Genomic DNA, 17,208 nt, shown 5'->3' on the forward strand with positions numbered 1-17,208 from the left:
ACACCGCCCGCACCACTTGGAGAACCACCCATGTCCATCAGAGAGTCCTTCCGCGGCCCCGAAGCCTCCATCGACGATCAGATCGAGAGCTTCGCCGTCGAGCGCGTGCCCGACAACAAGCGCTGGCCGATCCCCGCCATCAGCCTCGTGCTGCTGGGCAACGCCACCGCCATGTTCTTCTTCTCCTTCGGCGCCCAGCAGACCTTCCTCGTGGGCTGGCCGACGATGCTGCTGCCCATCGGCTACTTCTTCATCGGCGCCATCCTCATCGGCTCCCTGACCATGCGGATGGCCAGCCGCGAGGGCCTCTCCCAGAGCCTGATATCCCGCGGGCTCGGCTTCGGAAGCCGCGGAGCCGCGCTGACCTCGTTCATCTACGCGGTCAACTTCGTCTACTACTTCCTCTTCGAGGGGACGATCGTCTCCCACGCGATCGCCTACTACTTCCACATCCCCATCGACTCCCTCGCCGGTATCGGGATCTTCGCCCTCATCGGTCTGGTCACGATCGGCTTCGTCTGGCGCGGCATGTACGCCATGTCGACGCTCCAGAAGTGGGGTTTCCCGATCTTCGTGGGACTGCTTGCCTGGGCACTGATCTCCCTCGGCTCCCACCACGATGTCGCCGGCCTCAGCCAGTGGAACTCCACCGCGACCGGCGGCGGAGCCGCGCTGTGGACCGCGATGAGCTTCGCCAACGGGCAGATGATCTTCCAGGGGCTGATGGCCACCGACTACGGGCGCTTCGCCAGCACCAAGATCCGCTACCGCGGCACGGCGACCATCATGCTGCTCGAACTCATCCCCATGTTCGTCATCATCTTCCTCGGCGCCATGCTGGGCGCGTCCCTCGTCGGCTCCTTCGGCGAGGAGAAGGCACAGGACCCCGGATTCGTCTTCGTCCACCTCATGGGGCTGCTCGGCGTCGTCTTCGTCGTCATCACCCAGATCCGCATCAACGTCATGAACCTGTACGGCGGTTCCATCACCTTGTCCAGCGGCTTCGACGTCGTCGCGGGGTTCCGCCCCGGACGCCCCTGGTGGATGTTCGGAGTGTGGCTGTTCGGCGTCATCTTCTACGCCACGAACGTCATCAACCACCTCGGCACATTCCTGGCCGTCACCGGTGTCCTCACCAACACCTGGGTGCTCATCATCCTCGCCGACTACTTCATCTGCCGACGCTGGCTCAAGCTGGGCCGAGCCGAGGACATCGAATTCCACGAGCACGAAGTGCGGGAGTGGAACCCCTGCGGCCTGCTCTCCCTCGGCCTCGCGGTGTTCGTCGGCGCCCTCGGCATCCTCGAGGTCTATCCGGTGGCGTACGCGTCCTTCATCTCGATGTTCCTCGGGCCCATCATCCACGTCATCCTCACCAGGATGACGAAGGGACGCTTCTACACACCGGCCCACGCCACCACCGACCGCGTTCCGTCCACAGCGACTTCGGGGAACTGACACCCGGAGCTCGACCTGTAGGAGATGAGTGCGCCAACCGCGAGCCCCGGACCACCGGTCCGGGGCTCGCTCGCGTATGCGGCGGTTGAGGAACATCCGCGCCGGATCGTAGCCATCGATATGAGGGTTTGGGACGCCATGCGTCCACATGTGCAGAGAATGCACCAAACAGGCAAAAGTCACGGAGGAAGCCCACGAGATCCGATATTCATGGCGACGTCATGCTCGGTTCAACAGCTTTGGGGGCTTCGATGCAAAGACGCAAGCGTATGGCGGCCTTGATGAGCGCTGTCGGCGCGGTGGCAGGGCTCACCCTCGCCGCGGCTCCACCAGCAGCGGCGGCGTCCTACAGCTTCCAACCCACCTGGCCTTCCTGGGGCCAGATCATTTTGGTCAAGGAAGACGGGTACGGGCAGGTCGGGTTTGCCGAGTGGCGACAGGACCCGGGGAGCGGCAATCCTGGCGACGCCTTGCGGGTCTACGATCAAGAGCCGGACGGCTACGGTATCGAGGCGCATCTGAGCGACGGCCGCAAAGCCACCACCCGAGGCCACAACTCGCCCTACCAAAGCCCGTGGACAACCGGCGACCTTCCCGAAGATCACACCTACTACCTGTGGGTCTGCGTGGTGAAGGGAAGCTACAGCAACTGCTCGCAGAAGTTCGCCGTTTCGTCCTGACTTCCTGAACGCATCGGGCCGGCATGAGCGGTCGTCACCGCGGGCTCCGAGACCGAAGTCGCCGCGAGGTTCTCCGCAATCAGCTTCTGACCAGGCAGAAGGGATGTCCGGCCGGATCGGTGAGGACCCGCCATCCGTCCCCGCCCGGCTGATGCTCCGGCTTGCCCGCGCCCAGCTCCAGCAGGCGGGTCTCGGCCGCGTCCAGGTCGTCGACCGCGAAGTCGAGGTGGAACTGCTGGGGCACGGTCTGCTCGGGCCACCGCGGAGGCCGGTAGTCGTCGACCCGTTGAAAGCCGATGGCGATTCCGCCGTCACGGCTGAGACCGGCGAAGTCGGCATCTGATTCCGGGTGCGGCTCCAGACCGGTGGCCTGCTGGTAGAACGCCGCCAGAACGAGGGGGTCAGGGCAGTCCAGCGTGATCGCGGTCAACTTCATGTGCGGGTGCATAGCGCCTCCGGGCCGAACGGTGGACTGTCTGCGCATCGAGAGCGGTCTCGAGCTCTTGGAGAGCCCGGCGGGCGGTCTCGATGCGGTCGCGCAGTATCTCCTCGCGGGGGCCCGTGGGCTCCGGAGACGAGGGACGATGATCCATGGCGGTCTCCATCTGGCGTGCTTCCTCAAGGGAGTTGATGACGACGCCGATGAGCAGATTGACCAGCACGAAAGAGCCGAAGAGCACGAACGAACCGAAGTAGACGATGGTCCAGCGGGAGATCTCCAGCCCCGCGCGCACCGCGTCGCCGAGTCCGTCCAGGGTGATGAGGAGGAAGAGGGTGAGGACGGCCCGGCCGATCGAGCCGTAGTGCTCGGGGTCGTCGTCGGCGAAGAACACCCAGCCGACCATGGCGTAGACGTAGAGCAGCAGCGTGCCCACCAGGACGAAGCTCAGCATGCCCGGAAGGCTCTTGCCGATCGCCGAGATCACGATCCGCACCTGTGGCAGGAACCGCGCGGCACGCAGCACCCGGGCCAGCCTCAGCAGCCGCAGCACGGTCGCGTTCTCGCGCGCGATGGGGAGGAACGCGAGCGCCACCACGGCGATGTCGAAAAGGTTCCAGGGGTCGCGGAGGAAGTCCCGGGGCCGGTCGGCGTGAGCCGCGGCCCGTAACAGGATTTCGGCGGTGAAGACCGCCAGGAAAGCGTGTTCCAGCATCTTCAGCTCGGTGTGCCAGCGGTCCACCGCACCGCTGTACGTCTCGACTCCGAGAACCGCGGCGTTGGCCATGATGACGCCGAAGACCGCCATGCCGAACCAGTCCGAGTCGACGACACGGCGGGAGCCCTCCACGAGGGCGTGCACCTTGGGTGCGACGGTCCGGTCCGCCATCTCACTGTCCTCAACTCTGTGCTGCCACTGCTCGATGTTGATCTTAATCCGCCGAGGTGGGCGACGGCCCCGTTCACTGCCGCCAGGCGCCGTTGCCGCCATGCGCAGCACGGCATCGAGCGGAAACCCGGCTCGAACCCGCTCGCACGAGTGCCACGCCTATGACCACCGGTCGAACCTCGCCGCTGCCACATGCTGCCGCGACACCCGGTCGAGCAGCACGATCGAAGCCGCCTCCGCCAGGGGTGCGGGGACCGGCCGCACCGCGGTGCCCGGGCATGCCGCGTCGGGCGCGGGCACCGCGGCCAACAGGCGGTCGAGGCCCCGCTGATGCCGGGCGAAAACACGTGGCCGGGCGCACCGGCCCCGCGCCCTTTGCCCCGCCAGCGCCTCGTCCGCCCCCACGTCCAGGAGCACCACATGCACCTCACGCCGCTGCCGTCCGGCGGCCCGGGCCAGCCAACGGCGCAGCCAGGGGCGGCTGCCACAGTCGTGCACCAGCAGCGGGGTCATACGGCGCATCTGCCGCCGCAGCCATTGGAAGTGTCTGAGCCGAGCCCAGGGCCGGTACACCCCGTACGGCAGCCAGTCGGGCATGAGCGCCTCACACGCGAGGTGGACCGCCCTCGGATCGATGGCGGGCGCGGCCCTCGACCAGCACTCCATCAAGGTGCTCTTCCCGCTTCCGGGCAGGCCGGAGACGACCACCACAGCGTCGGCCGGGTAGGCCAGGACCGCGGGAGGGCCGGTGTGCCCGCGCAGGTCGACCAGGCCCTTCGGCCGAAGGCATCGGCATCGCCCGTGGTGTGGTCGTAAGAACGTGTCCGCCGCGCCCGCCTCGTCGATCGTGCTCACGGCTTCCTCTGATCCCGCGGTCAGCGGCCAACACCGCCACCATCACATTAACGGCCGGAGGGATTTACTCGTTGCCGCCGTACTCCTTGGCGATCCCCTCCGGTTCCGACACGTAACCTTGGCGGATCGCGCGTTCGTCGAGTGTCGGACAGATCGAATCTACAACACTGTAGAAATGCGAGGAGATGGCAACCGATCATTTGAAGCCATCAGCCCTCACCGGGCCGTCCGGCCGGATCACGACAGCGCGGCCTTCCGCTCAAGGGCATGACGGGAGGGCGTCATTCGCGACACCCATCTACAAACATGTAGATTTCGTTCGCACGACGTGTGATGGGCAGTGGCGACAAGGAGATGCAGATGGCGCTGTGGGACCGCCTCAAGGACTCGGTCCAGACAATGCAGGCCCAGCTCACAGCGAAAAAGCACGAGTTGCGAAGCGGAGCGTTCCGGGACGCCAGCATGGCGATGTGCGCCCTGGTGGCGGCGGCGGACGGAATGATCGACCCGTCCGAGCGCCAACGCGTCACACGGCTCATCACCACCAACGACGTACTCCAGAACTTCCCCCCGGACGATCTGCACCGCCGCTTCGAGGAGCACCTCGACACCCTGACCGCGGACTTCACCATCGGCAAGGCGGGCGCACTGCGGGAGATCGGCAAGGCCAGGAGGAAACCCGCCGAGGCCCGGGCCGTGATCCAGATCGGCATCGTCATCGGCTGTGCCGACGGCCATTTCGACGAGAGCGAGCGGACCGTCGTCCGCGAAGTCTGCTCGGCCCTGGAGATCCCTCCGGACGAGTTCGACCTCCACCGGGATCTCCGCGCCCCACGCCTCCACCGGACTCCGGACGAATTCCCACGGGTGACCGACGACCGGGCGTCCCCGCGAGCGGACTCGGGCGCGGAACAAGCGGAACAAGGTGTGCGGCCCGAGGCGGCCATACCCGGCGACGATCTTCAGGTCTTCCTCAAGGCGCTGGCAAGCGGGACCCGTCAGAGGCTCTTCGCGCACTTCACCGACGGGGAGCGGCTGACGGTGGGAGAGGTCGCCGAGCGGGCCGGACTGGGCCTGTCAACCACCTCCGAGCACCTCGCGGTTCTCCGACGCGGCGGGTTGCTCCAGTCGACGCGCACCGGCAAGCTGGTCCGCTACCACGCCGACAGGGAGGGCATCACCGAACTGCTCGGGCAGCTCCATTCCTACCTCCTCGCCTCCCCCGAACCGCAGGACACCCGCCCAACCCACGGCTAGTATCCGCCGAGTTCACGCCTTCCTCGGCCGACGGCCCATGACCCCCTGGCCCGCGCTTCTACACTTATGTAGATTGCTCTCGTCATTCGAGGCGCCCTCTCCGCGCCCACAACCTACTGGAGGAGACACTCACCGATGTTGGGCCTCAGCGAGCTTGCCCTCCTCCTCATCGTCGTCATCGTCCTGATCGGCGCCAAGAAGCTCCCCGACCTCACCCGCTCCGCGGGCAAGGCGGCCCGCATCTTCAAGAGCGAGGCCAAGGCCATGAAAGCCGACAGCCCCCCGGCGGACGGCACGAGCGCTCCGCGCGTCATCAAGGCCGCTCCGGGCGATGTCACGCACAAGGCCCCGGGAGCGGAAGGCAATCAGGGCTGACGCCCCACCCGTCGCCTCCCGGCGGACACGGACCGGTGGCAGCCCCCACGAGGAGCTGCCACCGGCGCCGAGAACCCGGTCTTCACGCGGAGAGGCTTTGGCGAGGTGCGCGCCCTGGAAGGCGCGCCGGCGGGCCCGGTGCGGTGGTCAGCCCTTTTCGCGTCGGCTGCGGATGCTCAGCGCGATGACGGAGACAAGGAACCAGAAGGCACCGAAGGCCGAGTATCCGGCGACGGTGGACAGGCTGCTCGTCGCCGAGGCTGACGTGGCAGCGACGGTGGCACCGGCGAGCACGGACTGTCCGCCACTGATGACCATGGGCCACTGACCGCCGACGGTGCGCCGGCGCCGGATCGCCACGACGAGCTGGATCGCTCCGGAGAGGAGCGCCCAGACGCCGAACACGAGAAGGGCCTTCCCGACGGTGGAGAAGGCGGCGATGATCATTCCGGCGGTGGCGGCGAGGCCGAGAGCCATGTTGACGGTGCTGACGCGGTTCGGGGTGCCGTTGCCGGCCATACGGCGCTCGAGGAGCGTGGCGATGACGTCCCACATGCCGACGATGTCGTGCCGATCCCCGGCACATTGCACCTCTCGCGCCTGGAGGAGAACAGCGGCGCGGCGGAGCTGGCCCTCACCGAGGAGGAGATCGCCCGCCTCGACGCCCTCCCCGTCAGCGGAGAGCGCGAGAGCGAACTGGGCCACAACTGGTCCTACGGCGTGACCCCGTCCCAGCGCTGACGCCCGCGACCGAGGGACGCCGCCCCGGGCGCCCCGCGCGCGGCGGCCGGTCAGGGCAAGCGGACCGGACCGGCCGGCCACCGCACCACGAGGCCGCTCGTTCAGGCCGGTGAGGTGGCCGACCGGGACCGGTCCGCGGCCGGCTGGGACCGGTCCACCGCGTCCCCGGCTTCGGACATACGCCGTCGGCCCCGCGCGGCGGCGAGGTTGGTGCGATTGCCGCAGGTGCGGACGTCGTGCCAGACACGGCTGTTGTTGCGCGACTCGTCGTAGAAGGCGATCCCGCACACGGGGTACGGGCAGGTCTTGAAGCGCTGCCAGGTTCCGGCGTGCTGGGCGAGCAGGATCTCGGCGGTGACGAGGGCGGCGACGGCGCGCCAGCCGCCGGCCGTGGTGCCGTAGACGACGTGACCTTCCGCGTCGATGCGAAGGGCGATGCTCGTACCGCTGAGCTGCGACGGGCGGGGACCGCTCCGCGCTCCGACGAGATCGCGCATCGCTTCGCGCAGCCGGCGCAGGGGCCCGAGATCCGCCTCGGTGAGCTGGAGTGCGGGAGCCTGCTGCCCGGCGGCGTCCGCCCATTGCCGCAGGGCCGCGGCCAGCCAGCGGTTCGCGTCCTGCCCGTTGGTGAGCAGATCCGCCACCCGGTCCGACTCCGCCTCCAGCCGGGTCGAGGTGTTGACCAGCTCCTGGACGAGGCACAGCCCGCCCGGCGCACGGCCGGCGGGTAGGCGCAGCCGGTCTGTCGCGAGTTCCTCCATGCCTGGACACTACCTCGCGGGCAGCCCGGCCGGGCCCTGGATCGACATAGGCAAACGGCTTACACTTCTGTCATAACCCTGGAGCGGACCCTGAAGGACGGACCATGAGCACATACCTCGGCAGCGGGAACGCGGATCTGCACAGGCGGGACTACCGCCCGGCATGGCTGGACGATCTGGCGGAAGACGCCACCATGGAAGCCTCGGTCCTGAACGGGATCGTCGAGGGTGCGGAGTCCGTGCGCGCGATACTCGGCTACGCCCGCACCCTGTACGACTACCAGGAGTTCAACTACGTCGGCGAATACGGCGAGCACGGCTTCGTCGAGGACTACACCTCGCGGGTGCACGGCGAGCCGATCGGCAGCATCGTGGTGGTGCGCTACAACGACACGGGCCGGGCCCAGCACGTCATCATCAACCACCGGCCGCTGCGGTCGGTCCTGCTGTGGTCGAGGCTGATGGCCGACCACTTCGCGAACACGCCCTACGCCAAGTACTTCATCAGCCCGGAGCTGACCCGGGATCTGCTTGGCCCGGACACGTCCTCATGACCACCGGCGGCGCGCTCGGCTACTAGGTTCTGGTGTCGGATCCGGCCCCGTGCACGACACCGCGCCGCCGGACGGACAACCCCCGCGCACAGGTCGCCGCCCTCACACCCTCCGCTCCACGGCCCAGCTGGAGGGATGGTCAGTCCGTCGCCTCAGCCGCGGCGCCATCGTCGGCGATCCGGTCCAGCAATTCGCCCAGCAGAGCGCGTTCACCGGGGGTGAGGTGCCGCACGCCGTCGCCGAGCAGGGCTTTGAGCGCGATGGCGTGGACAGCCGCCTTGTTCGCCAGGTCGTCGGCCTCCTGACTCCCCTGCGGCCCCACCAGGACGGAGCCGAGCACGGCGTCGCGGACGCTGTCGGCCAAGCCCTCGTAGTGGGACAGCTGCCCCGCGGCCTGTGCGGCGATGAGCGTGAGCGCCACGCCGACACCGGATGAGTGGACCATCGCCGCCGCGGACTCGACGCTCGTACGCAGCCGGCCGGCCTTCGCGATGCCCTCCACCAGCCCCAGCAGTACCTTGTGCGCCTCCCCGGTCAGAGGGGACTCCGCATCGGGCCGGGGGTCGGCGTACAGAAGGCGGTAGACGGCGGGATTCGCGAGGGCGAAGGCGATGTGGAGATCCCAGCCGTCCCGCACCTGTTCCACCGGGTCACCCGCACCGATGTGAGCCTGCTTGGCCGCGAGGTAGTCGGCATAGCCGCGCCTCGCGACGGCGTCGAGGAGCCCTCGCATATCACCGAAGTGGCGGTAGATCGTCTGCGCCTGCACCCCGGCGGCGGCGCTCACAGCGCGCGTGGACACCGCCTCCCTGCCTCCTTGGGTGAGCAACTCGGCGGCCGCTTGCAGGATCCGCTCACGCGGCTGGGGGATCACTTCAGCCTCTGTCATGCATCAACGATAACAGTTGACAGTGAGCATCGATGTGTTAGCGTCGATGTATCGACCTGGTGAGCACCGATGTGATTCACCTCGGCGATACACATCCCCGCAGAATCCCGTCCACTCCTGGAGGCGTGCCATGACCTCGACGCGCGACCCCGAGAGCCGTAACGCGGCACAGGCCCAGGCCACGCGGGACGCCGCCAAGACAGCCGCCGGATCCCTGAGCGTCAGCGAGCTGGACGTACGGTCCGAAGAACCCGCCCGGGGCGGCGATGGCGCCGCCTTCACCGGCGACACCGCGCGCACCGCCGCCGCCCACGACAAGATCGCCCCGTACCTCGCCCCCGTGGGCGAGAACACCGAGCGCCTCATGGTGAACGGCGTCTCCGCCGATCCTCAGATCGTGGCCGGTGACATCGTCCGCACGTCACCGGGCCCTCCAGTGCGCCTGACCGCCGACCACCCCATCCCTCCACTTCCCTCCCCTCCACTTCCCTCCCCTCCACTTCGAAAAGAGCATCTGTCATGACTGACACCAAGAACCGCGTCGCACTGGTCACCGGCGGCTCCGGCGGCATCGGCCGCGCCGTCTGCGAGCGCCTTGCCCGCGAGGGCTACGCGGTCGCCGTCCACTACGCCGGCAACAGGACCCGGGCCCAGGAAACCGCCGACGCCGTCGCCGCGCTGGGCGCCAAGTCCATGCTCGTCGTCGGCGACATCGCCGACGAGACCCAGATGACCACCGCCTTCGACGCCGTCGAGAGCGAGTTCGACGGCATCGACGTGGTCGTCAACACCGCCGGCATCATGCTGCTCTCCCCCATCGCCACCCTCGACCTCGACGACCTGGACCGGATGCACCGCACCAACATCCGAGGCGCCTTCGTCGTGTCCCAGCAGGCAGCGCGCCGGCTCCGCGGCGGTGGCGCGCTGATCAACTTCACCACCTCCGTCACCCGCCTCCAGTTCCCTGCCTACGGCGCCTACGTGGCCAGCAAGGCCGCGGTCGCGGGCATGACGATGATCCTCGCCCGGGAGCTGCGGGGCAGGGACATCACCGTCAACGCGGTCGCCCCCGGCCCGACCGCCACCCCGCTGTTCCTGGACGGCAAGGACCAAGCCGCGATCGACAACCTGGCCAAAGCCGCCCCGCTGGAGCGCCTGGGCACCCCCGACGACATCGCCGAGACCGTCGCGTTCCTGGCCGGCCCCGCCCGTTGGCTCAACGGTCAGGTCCTGTTCGCCAACGGCGGCATCGCCTGAGCCACCGCGCGACACCGCCCGGCAGCGGACCACGGCTTCCGCCCGCGCCCCCCGGCAACCGCGCCCCATCACCCTGAGGAGACCCTCATGAGCAACATCGTCCTGATCACCGGCGCCTCCAGCGGCTTCGGCGCCCTCACCGCCCGCGCCCTGGCCGACCGGGGTCACACCGTCTACGCAGGTATGCGCCGGACCACGACCCGCAACGCCGGCCAGGTCCGGGCCGCCGCCGACTACAGCCGTGCGCACGGCGTCGATCTGCGCTCCATCGAGCTCGACGTGAACTCCCAGCAGTCCGTCGACACCGCCGTCGCCCAGGTCATCGCCGAACACGGCCGGATCGATGTCCTGATCCACAACGCGGGCCATATGGTCACCGGCCCCGTCGAGGCGTTCACACCCGAGCAACTCGCCGAGCTCTACAACGTGAACGTGCTCTCCACCCAGCGCGTCAACCGCGCCGCCCTGCCCCATCTGCGTGCCGCCGGTCGCGGACTGGTCGTCTGGGTGTCCAGTTCCAGCGTCAAGGGCGGGACCCCGCCGTACCTGGGCCCCTACTTCGCCGCGAAGGCGGGCATGGACTCCCTCGCCGTCAGCTACGCCGCGGAGCTGGCCCGTTGGGGTGTGGAGACCTCGATCGTGGTGCCCGGGTCGTTCACCAGCGGCACCAACCACTTCGCCCGCTCCGGCAGGCCGGAGGACACGGACGTCGATGCCGCGTACGAGACCAAGTACCCCGGTCTGGTCGACCAGGTCGCCAAGAAGCTCGCCGACCTCGCCCCGGCCGATGCCGACGCCTCGATGGTCTCCGACGAGATCGCCCGCATCGTGGCCTTGCCCGCAGGTCGGCGGCCCTACCGCGTCCACATCGACCCGGCCGACGACGGCTCCGAGGAGGTCTCCGACGTCGCGGACCGCGTCCGCAGCGAATTCCTCACCCGCGTCGGTCTCGCCGACCTCCTCACGGTCTGAGACCGGGAACTCGCCCGGCGAAGGTCATGCGCTTACAAGAGCCCGTACGACCGCAAGGCGGGCGGCCCCCGTCCGGACCGAGGAAAACCGCAGCTCGTTCCACTCATCAGGCCCCCTGGGAATCGATCATCTGGGGAACCGGGAGGCGCTCTACCGGCGGACCGCCGAGATCAGTCCGCCGGGCCGCTCCTCGCGCTGCGGCGGGGTGCTGATCGGGCGGCCGTAGGCGGCGGCGCGCTCGCGCAGAGTGTGGCTGTCGGCCTCCCAGCCGTGCCCGGCCAGCCAGCCCACCGGGTCGTCGGGCATCTCCGAGATCCACATGGACGCCGCCGATCCCGGCGCGGCGTCCGCGCCGAAGCGCTCGATCACGCCGCGCGAGCCCAACGTCAGCCCCAGCCGACTCCCTGCCGCCGACTGCGTGCTGATCCGGGCCAGCAGTAGCTTCACCGCGTCCTCGGGCAGATAGATCAGCAGTCCTTCGGCGATCCACGCGGTCGGCACGGCCGGGTCGTGCCCCGCGGCGGCCAGCGCGCCTGGCCAGTCCTCGCGCAGATCCACCGCGACGGTGATCCGCTCGCAGCGCGCGACGGCCCGCTCCCGGCGCAGCACCGAAGCCTTGAAGTCCAGTGGGGCGGCGGTGTCGACCTCGAACAGCCGGGTGCCCTCGGGCCAGTCCATCCGGAAGGCCCGGCTGTCCATGCCGGCGCCGAGCAGCACGACCTGCCGGACCCCGGACGCGGATGCCTGCCGCAACAGGTCGTCGAGGAACTTCGTCCTGACGACGATGGAAAACGACACGGCCAGCCGACGGCGTCGCGCGGCCTCGTCGTCGGGCAGCGGCGGCGAGGAGGGCCACAGGCCGCCGGCGGCGGCGAATGCCTGCGCCAGTGGGTCGCGGAACAGCGCGTTCTCCCGCTCGGTCTCCAGCGCCCGCACCCTGGCCACCCCCACCGCCGTGGCCCACACTCCCGACGGCCGCACCCGCTCCTGCTCATCAGTCACCGCGCCAGCCTAGATGATCGATTCAAGAGCAACCCTCGTCCGCGGACTCATCTGTTGGAGGAGCCCATGAAGCGAACGGCATGAAGCCGGTGGCTAGATTGGCCAGATGACCTGGAGCGAGGAGGAGTACGTCGGCTATCTGCAAGGCGAGCGGCGTTGCTACGCGTGGGTGATGCGGCGGCACGGCGGCCTGACACCGGAGCAAGCCTGGCAGGCCGCTGTGGAGCGTTACCCCTACGAGCCAAGCGATGAGGCCCATCGCGGCCTCCTCTTTCACGACGAAGCCTGGCATTGGGCGATGCTGGCGCTCTACGGCGCTCGATACACCGTTGAGCACCCCGAGCTGATCGAACCATCAGCCGAGTACAGGGCTCTTGACTGACCCGTAGCAGGGAGGCACCTCACCTCACGTCATACCTGTTGTTGCCGTCAAGGCGGGTAGCGCCGCGAGGCTGTGGCGCACGGCCTCGCCCCCGTACTGGAACATCTGCCGCTCGTAGCTGTCGACCGCGGCGAGAAGATCTTGACGGCCCTCGGCGGCCTCCTTCAGGCAGCGGCCCAGCAGGTCGGCATCGCGCAGAGCGGTGTTCGCACCGTTGCCGCCGGTCGGAGAAGTGGCGTGGACAGCGTCACCGAGCAGTGTGACCGGACCGGGCGCCCAGCGCTCACCCGGCTCGATCACCCGGATGGACAGCAGGCTGCTGTTGTCCGGGTCGGCCCGCTCGATGAGCGCCCGCAGGTCCGGGTGCCAACCGTTCATCCTGGACAGCGCGGCCTCCTGTGCCGTCAGGGTGCCGGGAGAGCCGTTCGGCGGGAGGACCATGGCCCAGCGCACGTAGTCATGGATGTCGGGGAGCGTCACTTCGGGCGCCAGTTTCTCCGCCGCTTCCTTTGGCGGAACGGGGAACCGCATCGCCCCGAGCAGCAGACTCACTCCGTCCCCGACGATCTTCCCTCCGTAGGCCCGGGACAGACCGGCGAACTGGTCCGTCAGCGGCGTGCGGCCGATGACGAACCGAACGCCGGTGTCAGTCGGGGTGGTCCGCGGCGTCAGCACCTGGCGAACCGCGGAGCCGACCCCGTCCGCCCCGACGAGCAGATCGGCGGTTGCCGGATCGCGGTGCGCGAACCGGGCTTCGACCCTGCCGTTGTCCAATACGTCGTAACCGGTCAGCGCGGCCCCGATGTGCACGGTGAGTCCGGTGAGCAGCAGGTGCCGGAGCACATGCCGGTCGACCACGATCCCGCTCCTGGCAGGGCCGAGTTCGCCGATCTTGTTCAGCTGGGCGTCCAGGACCAGTCGCTCGACGTAGGCGTCACTGACGACCGCGTCCAGCAGCGGGTGCCAACGCTGTGGCAGACAGCTACGCAGCGCCTCGAATCCGACCGGATCCAGTACGAGCCGGTACCCCTGGAATCGTGCGGTGATCGCCGGGTCCCGCTCGTACACGTCGGCCTCGATACCGGCGCCGCGCAGGGCCTGTGCCAAGCACAGACCCCCCAGGCCGGCCCCGGCGATGGCAACCCGCATCACACACCTCCTGAACAGATTTTCCGAACCCTGCTCAGGGCCTGAGCGGGGGTACGCGAACCGCGCGGGAACGAACTTAGTTCTGCTTGTACGATCTAAGCTCTACTTGGCGAACTTAGTTCGTGTCAAGCTATAGTGGCTGGCATGCCCTCCGATCCCCGGCAACGCCGAGCAGCTCGTCACGCCCAGCCCCCTGGGGAGCGCTCAGCGGCGTCACCACGCAAGAAGCCCATCACGGTCGACCGGATCACCGACGCCGCCCTTCAGGTCGTGGCCACCGAGGGCTATGACGCGCTGACCATCCGTCGAGTCGCCGCGGTACTCGGCACCGGGCCGTCGTCGCTGTACGCGCACATCGTCAGCAAAGAGGACATCGACGATCTGCTCGTCGGCCGGCTCTGCTCCGAGGTCGTACTGCCCGAACCGGACCCGGCCGCGTGGCGCGAGCAGATCCTCGACGTGTACGCGCAGATCCGCGACCAGTATCTGAAATACCCCGGGATCTCCCGTGCCGCACTGGGCGTGGTCCCGACCAACCTCGCCACGTTGCGGGTCAGGGAAGGGCTCTTGGCGATTGTGCTCGCCGGCGGAATCGAACCGCGGAGCGCCGCCTGGGTGCTCGATGCCCTGTCCCTCTACGTCAGTGCCTACGCCTTGGAGCAGTCACTGGTCCAGCAGCGGCGCAGACACCCGGACCAGGAATGGGTCCTTGGCCGCGAGGAGCTGATCCGCCGGTTCACCGCGCTGCCGGCCGACACGTTTCCGCAGACCCGCCGCTATGCCGCTGAGCTGACCTCCGGCACCGGACACGACCGGTTCGAGTTCACCCTCGGACTGATCATGGACAACCTCACCCAGCGGTGACTCCCGGCCGCGGAAGGCCGCTGGGTACGCCTCGCGTCAGCCGTGCCCGCCTCTGACGCCGGTGACCGAGGTGGTCATTTCCGCGGATTCCTGGCCGTTGCGTTTGCCGCGGGGACGAAATTCGGGCCGCTGGTGTCGAAGTCGGCCCTGTTCTCGCTGACGAACTGTTCGACGGACATCGGTGCGCGATGACCGATCTTCTTGACGTTGTCGTTCGTGCCCGCGAAGACGCTGTTCCGGTAGTCCACCGCGACATTGCTCAGGTGCTGGATGAGATGCGCGGGGAGCCCGCGTTCGGCCATGGCCGAGGCGAACTCCTCGACGCTGATCGGCTCGTAGTGCACCGGGATGCCGAGCGTCGTGGCCATGATGCCGGCGATGTCATGGTGGTTCAGCTCGACCGGGCCGTGCAGGGAGTAGGCGGCGCGGTCGTGCGGCTCCGGGTCGAGCAGCAGGGCGGCGATCACACGGGACTGGTCGGCCGAGGCGATCGGGGCGTGCCGGCCTTCCCCGAATGGGAGCCGGAGATATCCCTCGCCGTCCCGCTTCTCCCACCACAGCTTCAGCCACTCGGCGAAGAACGTCGGTCGGATGTGGACGGTGAGCAGGTCGGTCCTGTCCAGTAGGCGCTCGCACAGCCAGTGCTGCCGGGCGGCGTCGCTGCCCGCGTCGCGGCGGGCGGAGATCTGCGACATGTTGACCACGGACCGCACCCCCGCCTCTGTCGCGGCCTGGGCGAAGTAGGTGGTCGCCTCGATCAGGCCCGGGAGGATCGGGTGGCACAGGTAGGCGGCGGTGACGCCCCGCATGGCCGCGGTGACGCCGTCGAGATCATGCAGGTCCGATACGGCGAGCTCGGCTCCGGCCGCCGCCAGCCGCCGCGAGCGCTCATCCTCGCGGTGCACCAGCGCACGGACGCGATGACCGCGCTCCAGCAACAGGTTGACCGTGCCGCCCCCGGTCTTGCCGGTCGCGCCGGCGACCAGGAACAGTCTGTCGGTTCGAGCGGCGGCGGTCACTGGACGGTCGCCTTGTCGTCGATGAGGTTTCCCCTCATGAGCCACGTCGGGCCTTCGGCGTAGGCGCCGGCCTCGGCGAAGAACGCTCCGAAGTAGGGGCCGTTCGCGTGCGCGTTGAACGCGTCGACGTCCGCGTAGACCTCGTTGAGGTAGAAGACATCCGGGTTTTTCTCGTCCGCGATGACCTCGAACCGCCGGGAGCCGGGCTCGTTCGCGAGGGAGTCACGCGCGGTCTTCCTGGCCACCCGGACGAAGTCGTCACGGTGCCCGGGGCGCACGGTGAAGGAAGCGAGGAACTGGTACATGGTGGCGCACCTCCGTGGTAGTTCACTGAGTGAACTGTAACACAGGGCGGTTCAGTGACCGAACTACCCGAGGTAGGGTGGTTCTCATGACCCTTCCCTCCACCTACACGGACCGCAACTGCTCGCTGGCGCGAGCCTTGGAGATCGTCGGAGAGCGGTGGACGCTGCTGATCGTCCGGGACGCGTTCTTCGGGGTCCGCCGATTCGGCGACTTCGCCACCCAGCTCGGGCTCCCCCGCGCCGTGCTGACCAACCGGCTGAAGCTGCTCGTACGGGAGGGTGTGCTCGCCCGGGACGACAACGGCGCCGGCACGGTCGAATACCGGCTGACCGACAAGGGCGTCGAGCTGTGGCCGATCGTGCGTGCCCTGATGGCCTGGGGCGACGCGTTCTACTCACCGGGCGGGATGAAGCGCACGCTGCGCCATGACCTTGACGGGGGCCTGCTCGACTCCGAGGCGCGCTGCCAGGAGTGCGGTTCGGTCGTTCCGGTCGAGGACACCCGCATCGAGCCGGGCCCCGGGTTCGAGCCGGTGAACGCCGATTCCGATGCCGTCTCCGCGATGCTCAACAGGCCGCGGCGGCTGCTCCAGCCACTCGTGCCCGCGCGTGCGTCCCACGCCGACGAAAGCAAGTGAGGACACCACTTTGCCGTCACATCCGTTGGACAACGCGATCCACTCGGCGCTCTCCGGGCCGCACGCCCACCTCGCGCGGCGGCGTGGCAACGCACTGCGCTACACCGCCGACATGTCACCGTTCATGGCGCTGCCGGACTCCCCCGGCGCGGCCGACTGGGCGAACCTCGCGGCGCTGGCCGGCCCCGGTGCGCGGGTCACGCTGAGCGGGCCCGTGCCCGAGCCGCCGGACGGCTGGCAGGTCGAGGCGCGCATCCCGCTGTTGCAGTTCACCGGCGGCGGGATCGCCACCGCGCCGGACGAGGAGGCCGTCCGTCTCCATGAGGCGGACGTTCCGGAGATGCTCACCCTGGCGGAACTGACCCGGCCGGGACCGTTTCTGAAGCGCACGATCGAGATGGGCACCTACCTGGGCATCCGTCGCAACGGCCGCCTGGTGGCGATGGCCGGTGAACGACTGCGTGTTCCGGGGTGGACGGAGATCAGCGGTGTCTGCACCGACCCGGGGTCACGCGGACAGGGCCTGGGGACACGTCTGCTGCTGGCCGTCGCCGAGGGCATCCGGGAACGCGGCGAGACGCCGTTCCTGCACGTGCTCGCGTCCAACGCGAGCGCCATCCGCTTGTACGAGTCCCTGGGATTCCGGCTCCGCCTCCGCACCGGGATTCTCGCCCTCACCTGCCCGCCCGCGTGACCCCGCGACCCACGTCATCGAGGAGGAA

General features: G+C 68.8%; 23 protein-coding genes and 1 pseudogene. 14 read left to right on the forward strand and 10 right to left on the reverse strand.

Annotated elements, in window-relative coordinates:
• Positions 1 to 30: 30 nt before the first annotated feature.
• Both AB0E24_RS05890 and AB0E24_RS05895 read left to right on the forward strand, forming a co-directional pair.
• Complete coding sequence (locus AB0E24_RS05890; RefSeq protein ID WP_069862854.1) at positions 31 to 1,458, forward strand: purine-cytosine permease family protein; 1,428 nt, start codon at positions 31 to 33, stop codon at positions 1,456 to 1,458.
• Positions 1,459 to 1,739: 281 nt separating this feature from the next.
• Entirely contained in the window at positions 1,740 to 2,138 is a 399-nt protein-coding gene (locus tag AB0E24_RS05895) for a hypothetical protein (protein WP_174882886.1), read from the forward strand.
• Between the two features lie 79 nt (positions 2,139 to 2,217).
• Here the strand turns inward: AB0E24_RS05895 and AB0E24_RS05900 are convergent, their stop codons facing one another.
• The 3 genes from AB0E24_RS05900 to AB0E24_RS05910 form a co-directional block, all read right to left on the reverse strand.
• Entirely contained in the window at positions 2,218 to 2,586 is a 369-nt protein-coding gene (locus AB0E24_RS05900; protein WP_102933253.1) for a VOC family protein, read from the reverse strand.
• Complete coding sequence (locus AB0E24_RS05905) at positions 2,540 to 3,466, reverse strand: ion transporter (protein WP_351383097.1); 927 nt, start codon at positions 3,464 to 3,466, stop codon at positions 2,540 to 2,542. Before AB0E24_RS05905 ends, AB0E24_RS05900 begins: the two co-directional genes overlap by 47 nt.
• 159 nt (positions 3,467 to 3,625) lie before the next feature.
• Complete coding sequence (locus tag AB0E24_RS05910; protein ID WP_359375051.1) at positions 3,626 to 4,321, reverse strand: AAA family ATPase; 696 nt, start codon at positions 4,319 to 4,321, stop codon at positions 3,626 to 3,628.
• A 360-nt stretch (positions 4,322 to 4,681) separates the two neighbouring features.
• Between AB0E24_RS05910 and AB0E24_RS05915 the strand changes: the two are divergent.
• The 3 genes and pseudogenes from AB0E24_RS05915 to AB0E24_RS05925 all read left to right on the forward strand — a co-directional run.
• A pseudogene (locus AB0E24_RS05915) lies at positions 4,682 to 5,134 on the forward strand (tellurite resistance TerB family protein); the annotation flags it as partial.
• Between the two features lie 114 nt (positions 5,135 to 5,248).
• Positions 5,249 to 5,578, forward strand: a complete 330-nt coding sequence (locus tag AB0E24_RS05920; RefSeq protein WP_359375271.1) for an ArsR/SmtB family transcription factor — start codon at positions 5,249 to 5,251, stop codon at positions 5,576 to 5,578.
• Positions 5,579 to 5,713: 135 nt separating this feature from the next.
• A complete protein-coding gene (locus AB0E24_RS05925) occupies positions 5,714 to 5,953 on the forward strand; it encodes a twin-arginine translocase TatA/TatE family subunit (protein ID WP_069862846.1) in 240 nt (79 codons plus the stop codon).
• Between the two features lie 147 nt (positions 5,954 to 6,100).
• On the opposite strand, the gene AB0E24_RS05930 is transcribed toward AB0E24_RS05925, so the two are convergent.
• On the reverse strand, positions 6,101 to 6,508 hold the full coding sequence (locus tag AB0E24_RS05930; RefSeq protein WP_359375052.1) for a DUF308 domain-containing protein: 408 nt from the start codon (positions 6,506 to 6,508) through the stop codon (positions 6,101 to 6,103).
• Between the two features lie 12 nt (positions 6,509 to 6,520).
• Here AB0E24_RS05930 and AB0E24_RS05935 point away from each other — a divergent pair, with 12 nt between their 5' ends.
• Positions 6,521 to 6,694, forward strand: a complete 174-nt coding sequence (locus AB0E24_RS05935) for a hypothetical protein (RefSeq protein WP_359375053.1) — start codon at positions 6,521 to 6,523, stop codon at positions 6,692 to 6,694.
• Between the two features lie 101 nt (positions 6,695 to 6,795).
• On the opposite strand, the gene AB0E24_RS05940 is transcribed toward AB0E24_RS05935, so the two are convergent.
• Positions 6,796 to 7,455, reverse strand: coding sequence for a CGNR zinc finger domain-containing protein (locus tag AB0E24_RS05940; protein WP_359375054.1), 660 nt, complete (start codon positions 7,453 to 7,455; stop codon positions 6,796 to 6,798).
• Between the two features lie 104 nt (positions 7,456 to 7,559).
• Here AB0E24_RS05940 and AB0E24_RS05945 point away from each other — a divergent pair, with 104 nt between their 5' ends.
• Complete coding sequence (locus AB0E24_RS05945; protein ID WP_359375055.1) at positions 7,560 to 8,009, forward strand: hypothetical protein; 450 nt, start codon at positions 7,560 to 7,562, stop codon at positions 8,007 to 8,009.
• Between the two features lie 139 nt (positions 8,010 to 8,148).
• Here AB0E24_RS05945 and AB0E24_RS05950 read toward each other — a convergent pair whose 3' ends face one another.
• Positions 8,149 to 8,898, reverse strand: a complete 750-nt coding sequence (locus AB0E24_RS05950; RefSeq protein WP_100808576.1) for a TetR/AcrR family transcriptional regulator — start codon at positions 8,896 to 8,898, stop codon at positions 8,149 to 8,151.
• Between the two features lie 130 nt (positions 8,899 to 9,028).
• On the opposite strand from AB0E24_RS05950, the gene AB0E24_RS05955 reads away from it, so the two are divergent.
• The 3 genes from AB0E24_RS05955 (at position 9,029) to AB0E24_RS05965 (ending at position 11,127) form a co-directional block, all read left to right on the forward strand.
• Positions 9,029 to 9,421 (forward strand): hypothetical protein, encoded by a 393-nt coding sequence (locus tag AB0E24_RS05955; protein WP_359375056.1) that lies wholly within the window; start codon positions 9,029 to 9,031, stop codon positions 9,419 to 9,421.
• A complete protein-coding gene (locus AB0E24_RS05960; RefSeq protein WP_359375057.1) occupies positions 9,418 to 10,155 on the forward strand; it encodes an SDR family oxidoreductase in 738 nt (245 codons plus the stop codon). The genes AB0E24_RS05955 and AB0E24_RS05960 overlap by 4 nt, the downstream gene beginning before the upstream one ends.
• 87 nt (positions 10,156 to 10,242) lie before the next feature.
• A complete protein-coding gene (locus AB0E24_RS05965; protein ID WP_359375058.1) occupies positions 10,243 to 11,127 on the forward strand; it encodes an SDR family oxidoreductase in 885 nt (294 codons plus the stop codon).
• Positions 11,128 to 11,277: 150 nt separating this feature from the next.
• Here AB0E24_RS05965 and AB0E24_RS05970 read toward each other — a convergent pair whose 3' ends face one another.
• A complete protein-coding gene (locus AB0E24_RS05970) occupies positions 11,278 to 12,093 on the reverse strand; it encodes a class I SAM-dependent methyltransferase (protein WP_359375273.1) in 816 nt (271 codons plus the stop codon).
• 142 nt (positions 12,094 to 12,235) lie between these two features.
• Here AB0E24_RS05970 and AB0E24_RS05975 point away from each other — a divergent pair, with 142 nt between their 5' ends.
• Positions 12,236 to 12,511, forward strand: coding sequence for a hypothetical protein (locus AB0E24_RS05975; RefSeq protein ID WP_359375059.1), 276 nt, complete (start codon positions 12,236 to 12,238; stop codon positions 12,509 to 12,511).
• Positions 12,512 to 12,535: 24 nt separating this feature from the next.
• On the opposite strand, the gene AB0E24_RS05980 is transcribed toward AB0E24_RS05975, so the two are convergent.
• Entirely contained in the window at positions 12,536 to 13,660 is a 1,125-nt protein-coding gene (locus AB0E24_RS05980; protein ID WP_359375060.1) for an FAD-dependent oxidoreductase, read from the reverse strand.
• A gap of 144 nt (positions 13,661 to 13,804) precedes the next feature.
• Between AB0E24_RS05980 and AB0E24_RS05985 the strand changes: the two genes are divergently transcribed.
• Positions 13,805 to 14,524 carry a TetR/AcrR family transcriptional regulator gene (locus tag AB0E24_RS05985; protein WP_069863285.1) on the forward strand — a complete coding sequence of 240 codons (720 nt, stop codon included), beginning with the start codon at positions 13,805 to 13,807 and terminating at the stop codon, positions 14,522 to 14,524.
• A 74-nt stretch (positions 14,525 to 14,598) separates the two neighbouring features.
• Here AB0E24_RS05985 and AB0E24_RS05990 read toward each other — a convergent pair whose 3' ends face one another.
• Together AB0E24_RS05990 and AB0E24_RS05995 are read right to left on the reverse strand one after the other, a co-directional pair.
• Positions 14,599 to 15,543, reverse strand: a complete 945-nt coding sequence (locus AB0E24_RS05990; RefSeq protein WP_232635950.1) for an NmrA family NAD(P)-binding protein — start codon at positions 15,541 to 15,543, stop codon at positions 14,599 to 14,601.
• Complete coding sequence (locus AB0E24_RS05995; RefSeq protein ID WP_232635949.1) at positions 15,540 to 15,848, reverse strand: putative quinol monooxygenase; 309 nt, start codon at positions 15,846 to 15,848, stop codon at positions 15,540 to 15,542. The genes AB0E24_RS05990 and AB0E24_RS05995 overlap by 4 nt, the downstream gene beginning before the upstream one ends.
• Positions 15,849 to 15,934: 86 nt before the next feature.
• Between AB0E24_RS05995 and AB0E24_RS06000 the strand changes: the two genes are divergently transcribed.
• Complete coding sequence (locus AB0E24_RS06000) at positions 15,935 to 16,486, forward strand: winged helix-turn-helix transcriptional regulator (RefSeq protein WP_079255950.1); 552 nt, start codon at positions 15,935 to 15,937, stop codon at positions 16,484 to 16,486.
• Positions 16,487 to 16,496: 10 nt separating this feature from the next.
• A complete protein-coding gene (locus AB0E24_RS06005; protein WP_232635948.1) occupies positions 16,497 to 17,180 on the forward strand; it encodes a GNAT family N-acetyltransferase in 684 nt (227 codons plus the stop codon).
• Positions 17,181 to 17,208: the final 28 nt, after the last annotated feature.

This window comes from Streptomyces malaysiensis subsp. malaysiensis (genome assembly GCF_040653035.1).
GTDB classification, from domain to species: domain Bacteria; phylum Actinomycetota; class Actinomycetes; order Streptomycetales; family Streptomycetaceae; genus Streptomyces; species Streptomyces malaysiensis.

Excerpts from the sequence above, each read along its gene's own strand:
- AB0E24_RS05890 (WP_069862854.1), top strand. The coding sequence starts at position 31 with ATGTCCATCAGAGAGTCCTTCCGCGGCCCCGAAGCCTCCATCGACGAT.
- AB0E24_RS05895 (WP_174882886.1), top strand. The coding sequence starts at position 1,740 with ATGAGCGCTGTCGGCGCGGTGGCAGGGCTCACCCTCGCCGCGGCTCCA.
- AB0E24_RS05900 (WP_102933253.1), bottom strand. The coding sequence starts at position 2,586 with ATGCACCCGCACATGAAGTTGACCGCGATCACGCTGGACTGCCCTGAC.
- AB0E24_RS05905 (WP_351383097.1), bottom strand. The coding sequence starts at position 3,466 with ATGGCGGACCGGACCGTCGCACCCAAGGTGCACGCCCTCGTGGAGGGC.
- AB0E24_RS05925 (WP_069862846.1), top strand. The coding sequence starts at position 5,714 with ATGTTGGGCCTCAGCGAGCTTGCCCTCCTCCTCATCGTCGTCATCGTC.
- AB0E24_RS05930 (WP_359375052.1), bottom strand. The coding sequence starts at position 6,508 with ATGTGGGACGTCATCGCCACGCTCCTCGAGCGCCGTATGGCCGGCAAC.
- AB0E24_RS05940 (WP_359375054.1), bottom strand. The coding sequence starts at position 7,455 with ATGGAGGAACTCGCGACAGACCGGCTGCGCCTACCCGCCGGCCGTGCG.
- AB0E24_RS05945 (WP_359375055.1), top strand. The coding sequence starts at position 7,560 with ATGAGCACATACCTCGGCAGCGGGAACGCGGATCTGCACAGGCGGGAC.
- AB0E24_RS05950 (WP_100808576.1), bottom strand. The coding sequence starts at position 8,898 with ATGACAGAGGCTGAAGTGATCCCCCAGCCGCGTGAGCGGATCCTGCAA.
- AB0E24_RS05955 (WP_359375056.1), top strand. The coding sequence starts at position 9,029 with ATGACCTCGACGCGCGACCCCGAGAGCCGTAACGCGGCACAGGCCCAG.
- AB0E24_RS05960 (WP_359375057.1), top strand. The coding sequence starts at position 9,418 with ATGACTGACACCAAGAACCGCGTCGCACTGGTCACCGGCGGCTCCGGC.
- AB0E24_RS05965 (WP_359375058.1), top strand. The coding sequence starts at position 10,243 with ATGAGCAACATCGTCCTGATCACCGGCGCCTCCAGCGGCTTCGGCGCC.
- AB0E24_RS05975 (WP_359375059.1), top strand. The coding sequence starts at position 12,236 with ATGACCTGGAGCGAGGAGGAGTACGTCGGCTATCTGCAAGGCGAGCGG.
- AB0E24_RS05980 (WP_359375060.1), bottom strand. The coding sequence starts at position 13,660 with ATGCGGGTTGCCATCGCCGGGGCCGGCCTGGGGGGTCTGTGCTTGGCA.
- AB0E24_RS05985 (WP_069863285.1), top strand. The coding sequence starts at position 13,805 with ATGCCCTCCGATCCCCGGCAACGCCGAGCAGCTCGTCACGCCCAGCCC.
- AB0E24_RS05995 (WP_232635949.1), bottom strand. The coding sequence starts at position 15,848 with ATGTACCAGTTCCTCGCTTCCTTCACCGTGCGCCCCGGGCACCGTGAC.
- AB0E24_RS06000 (WP_079255950.1), top strand. The coding sequence starts at position 15,935 with ATGACCCTTCCCTCCACCTACACGGACCGCAACTGCTCGCTGGCGCGA.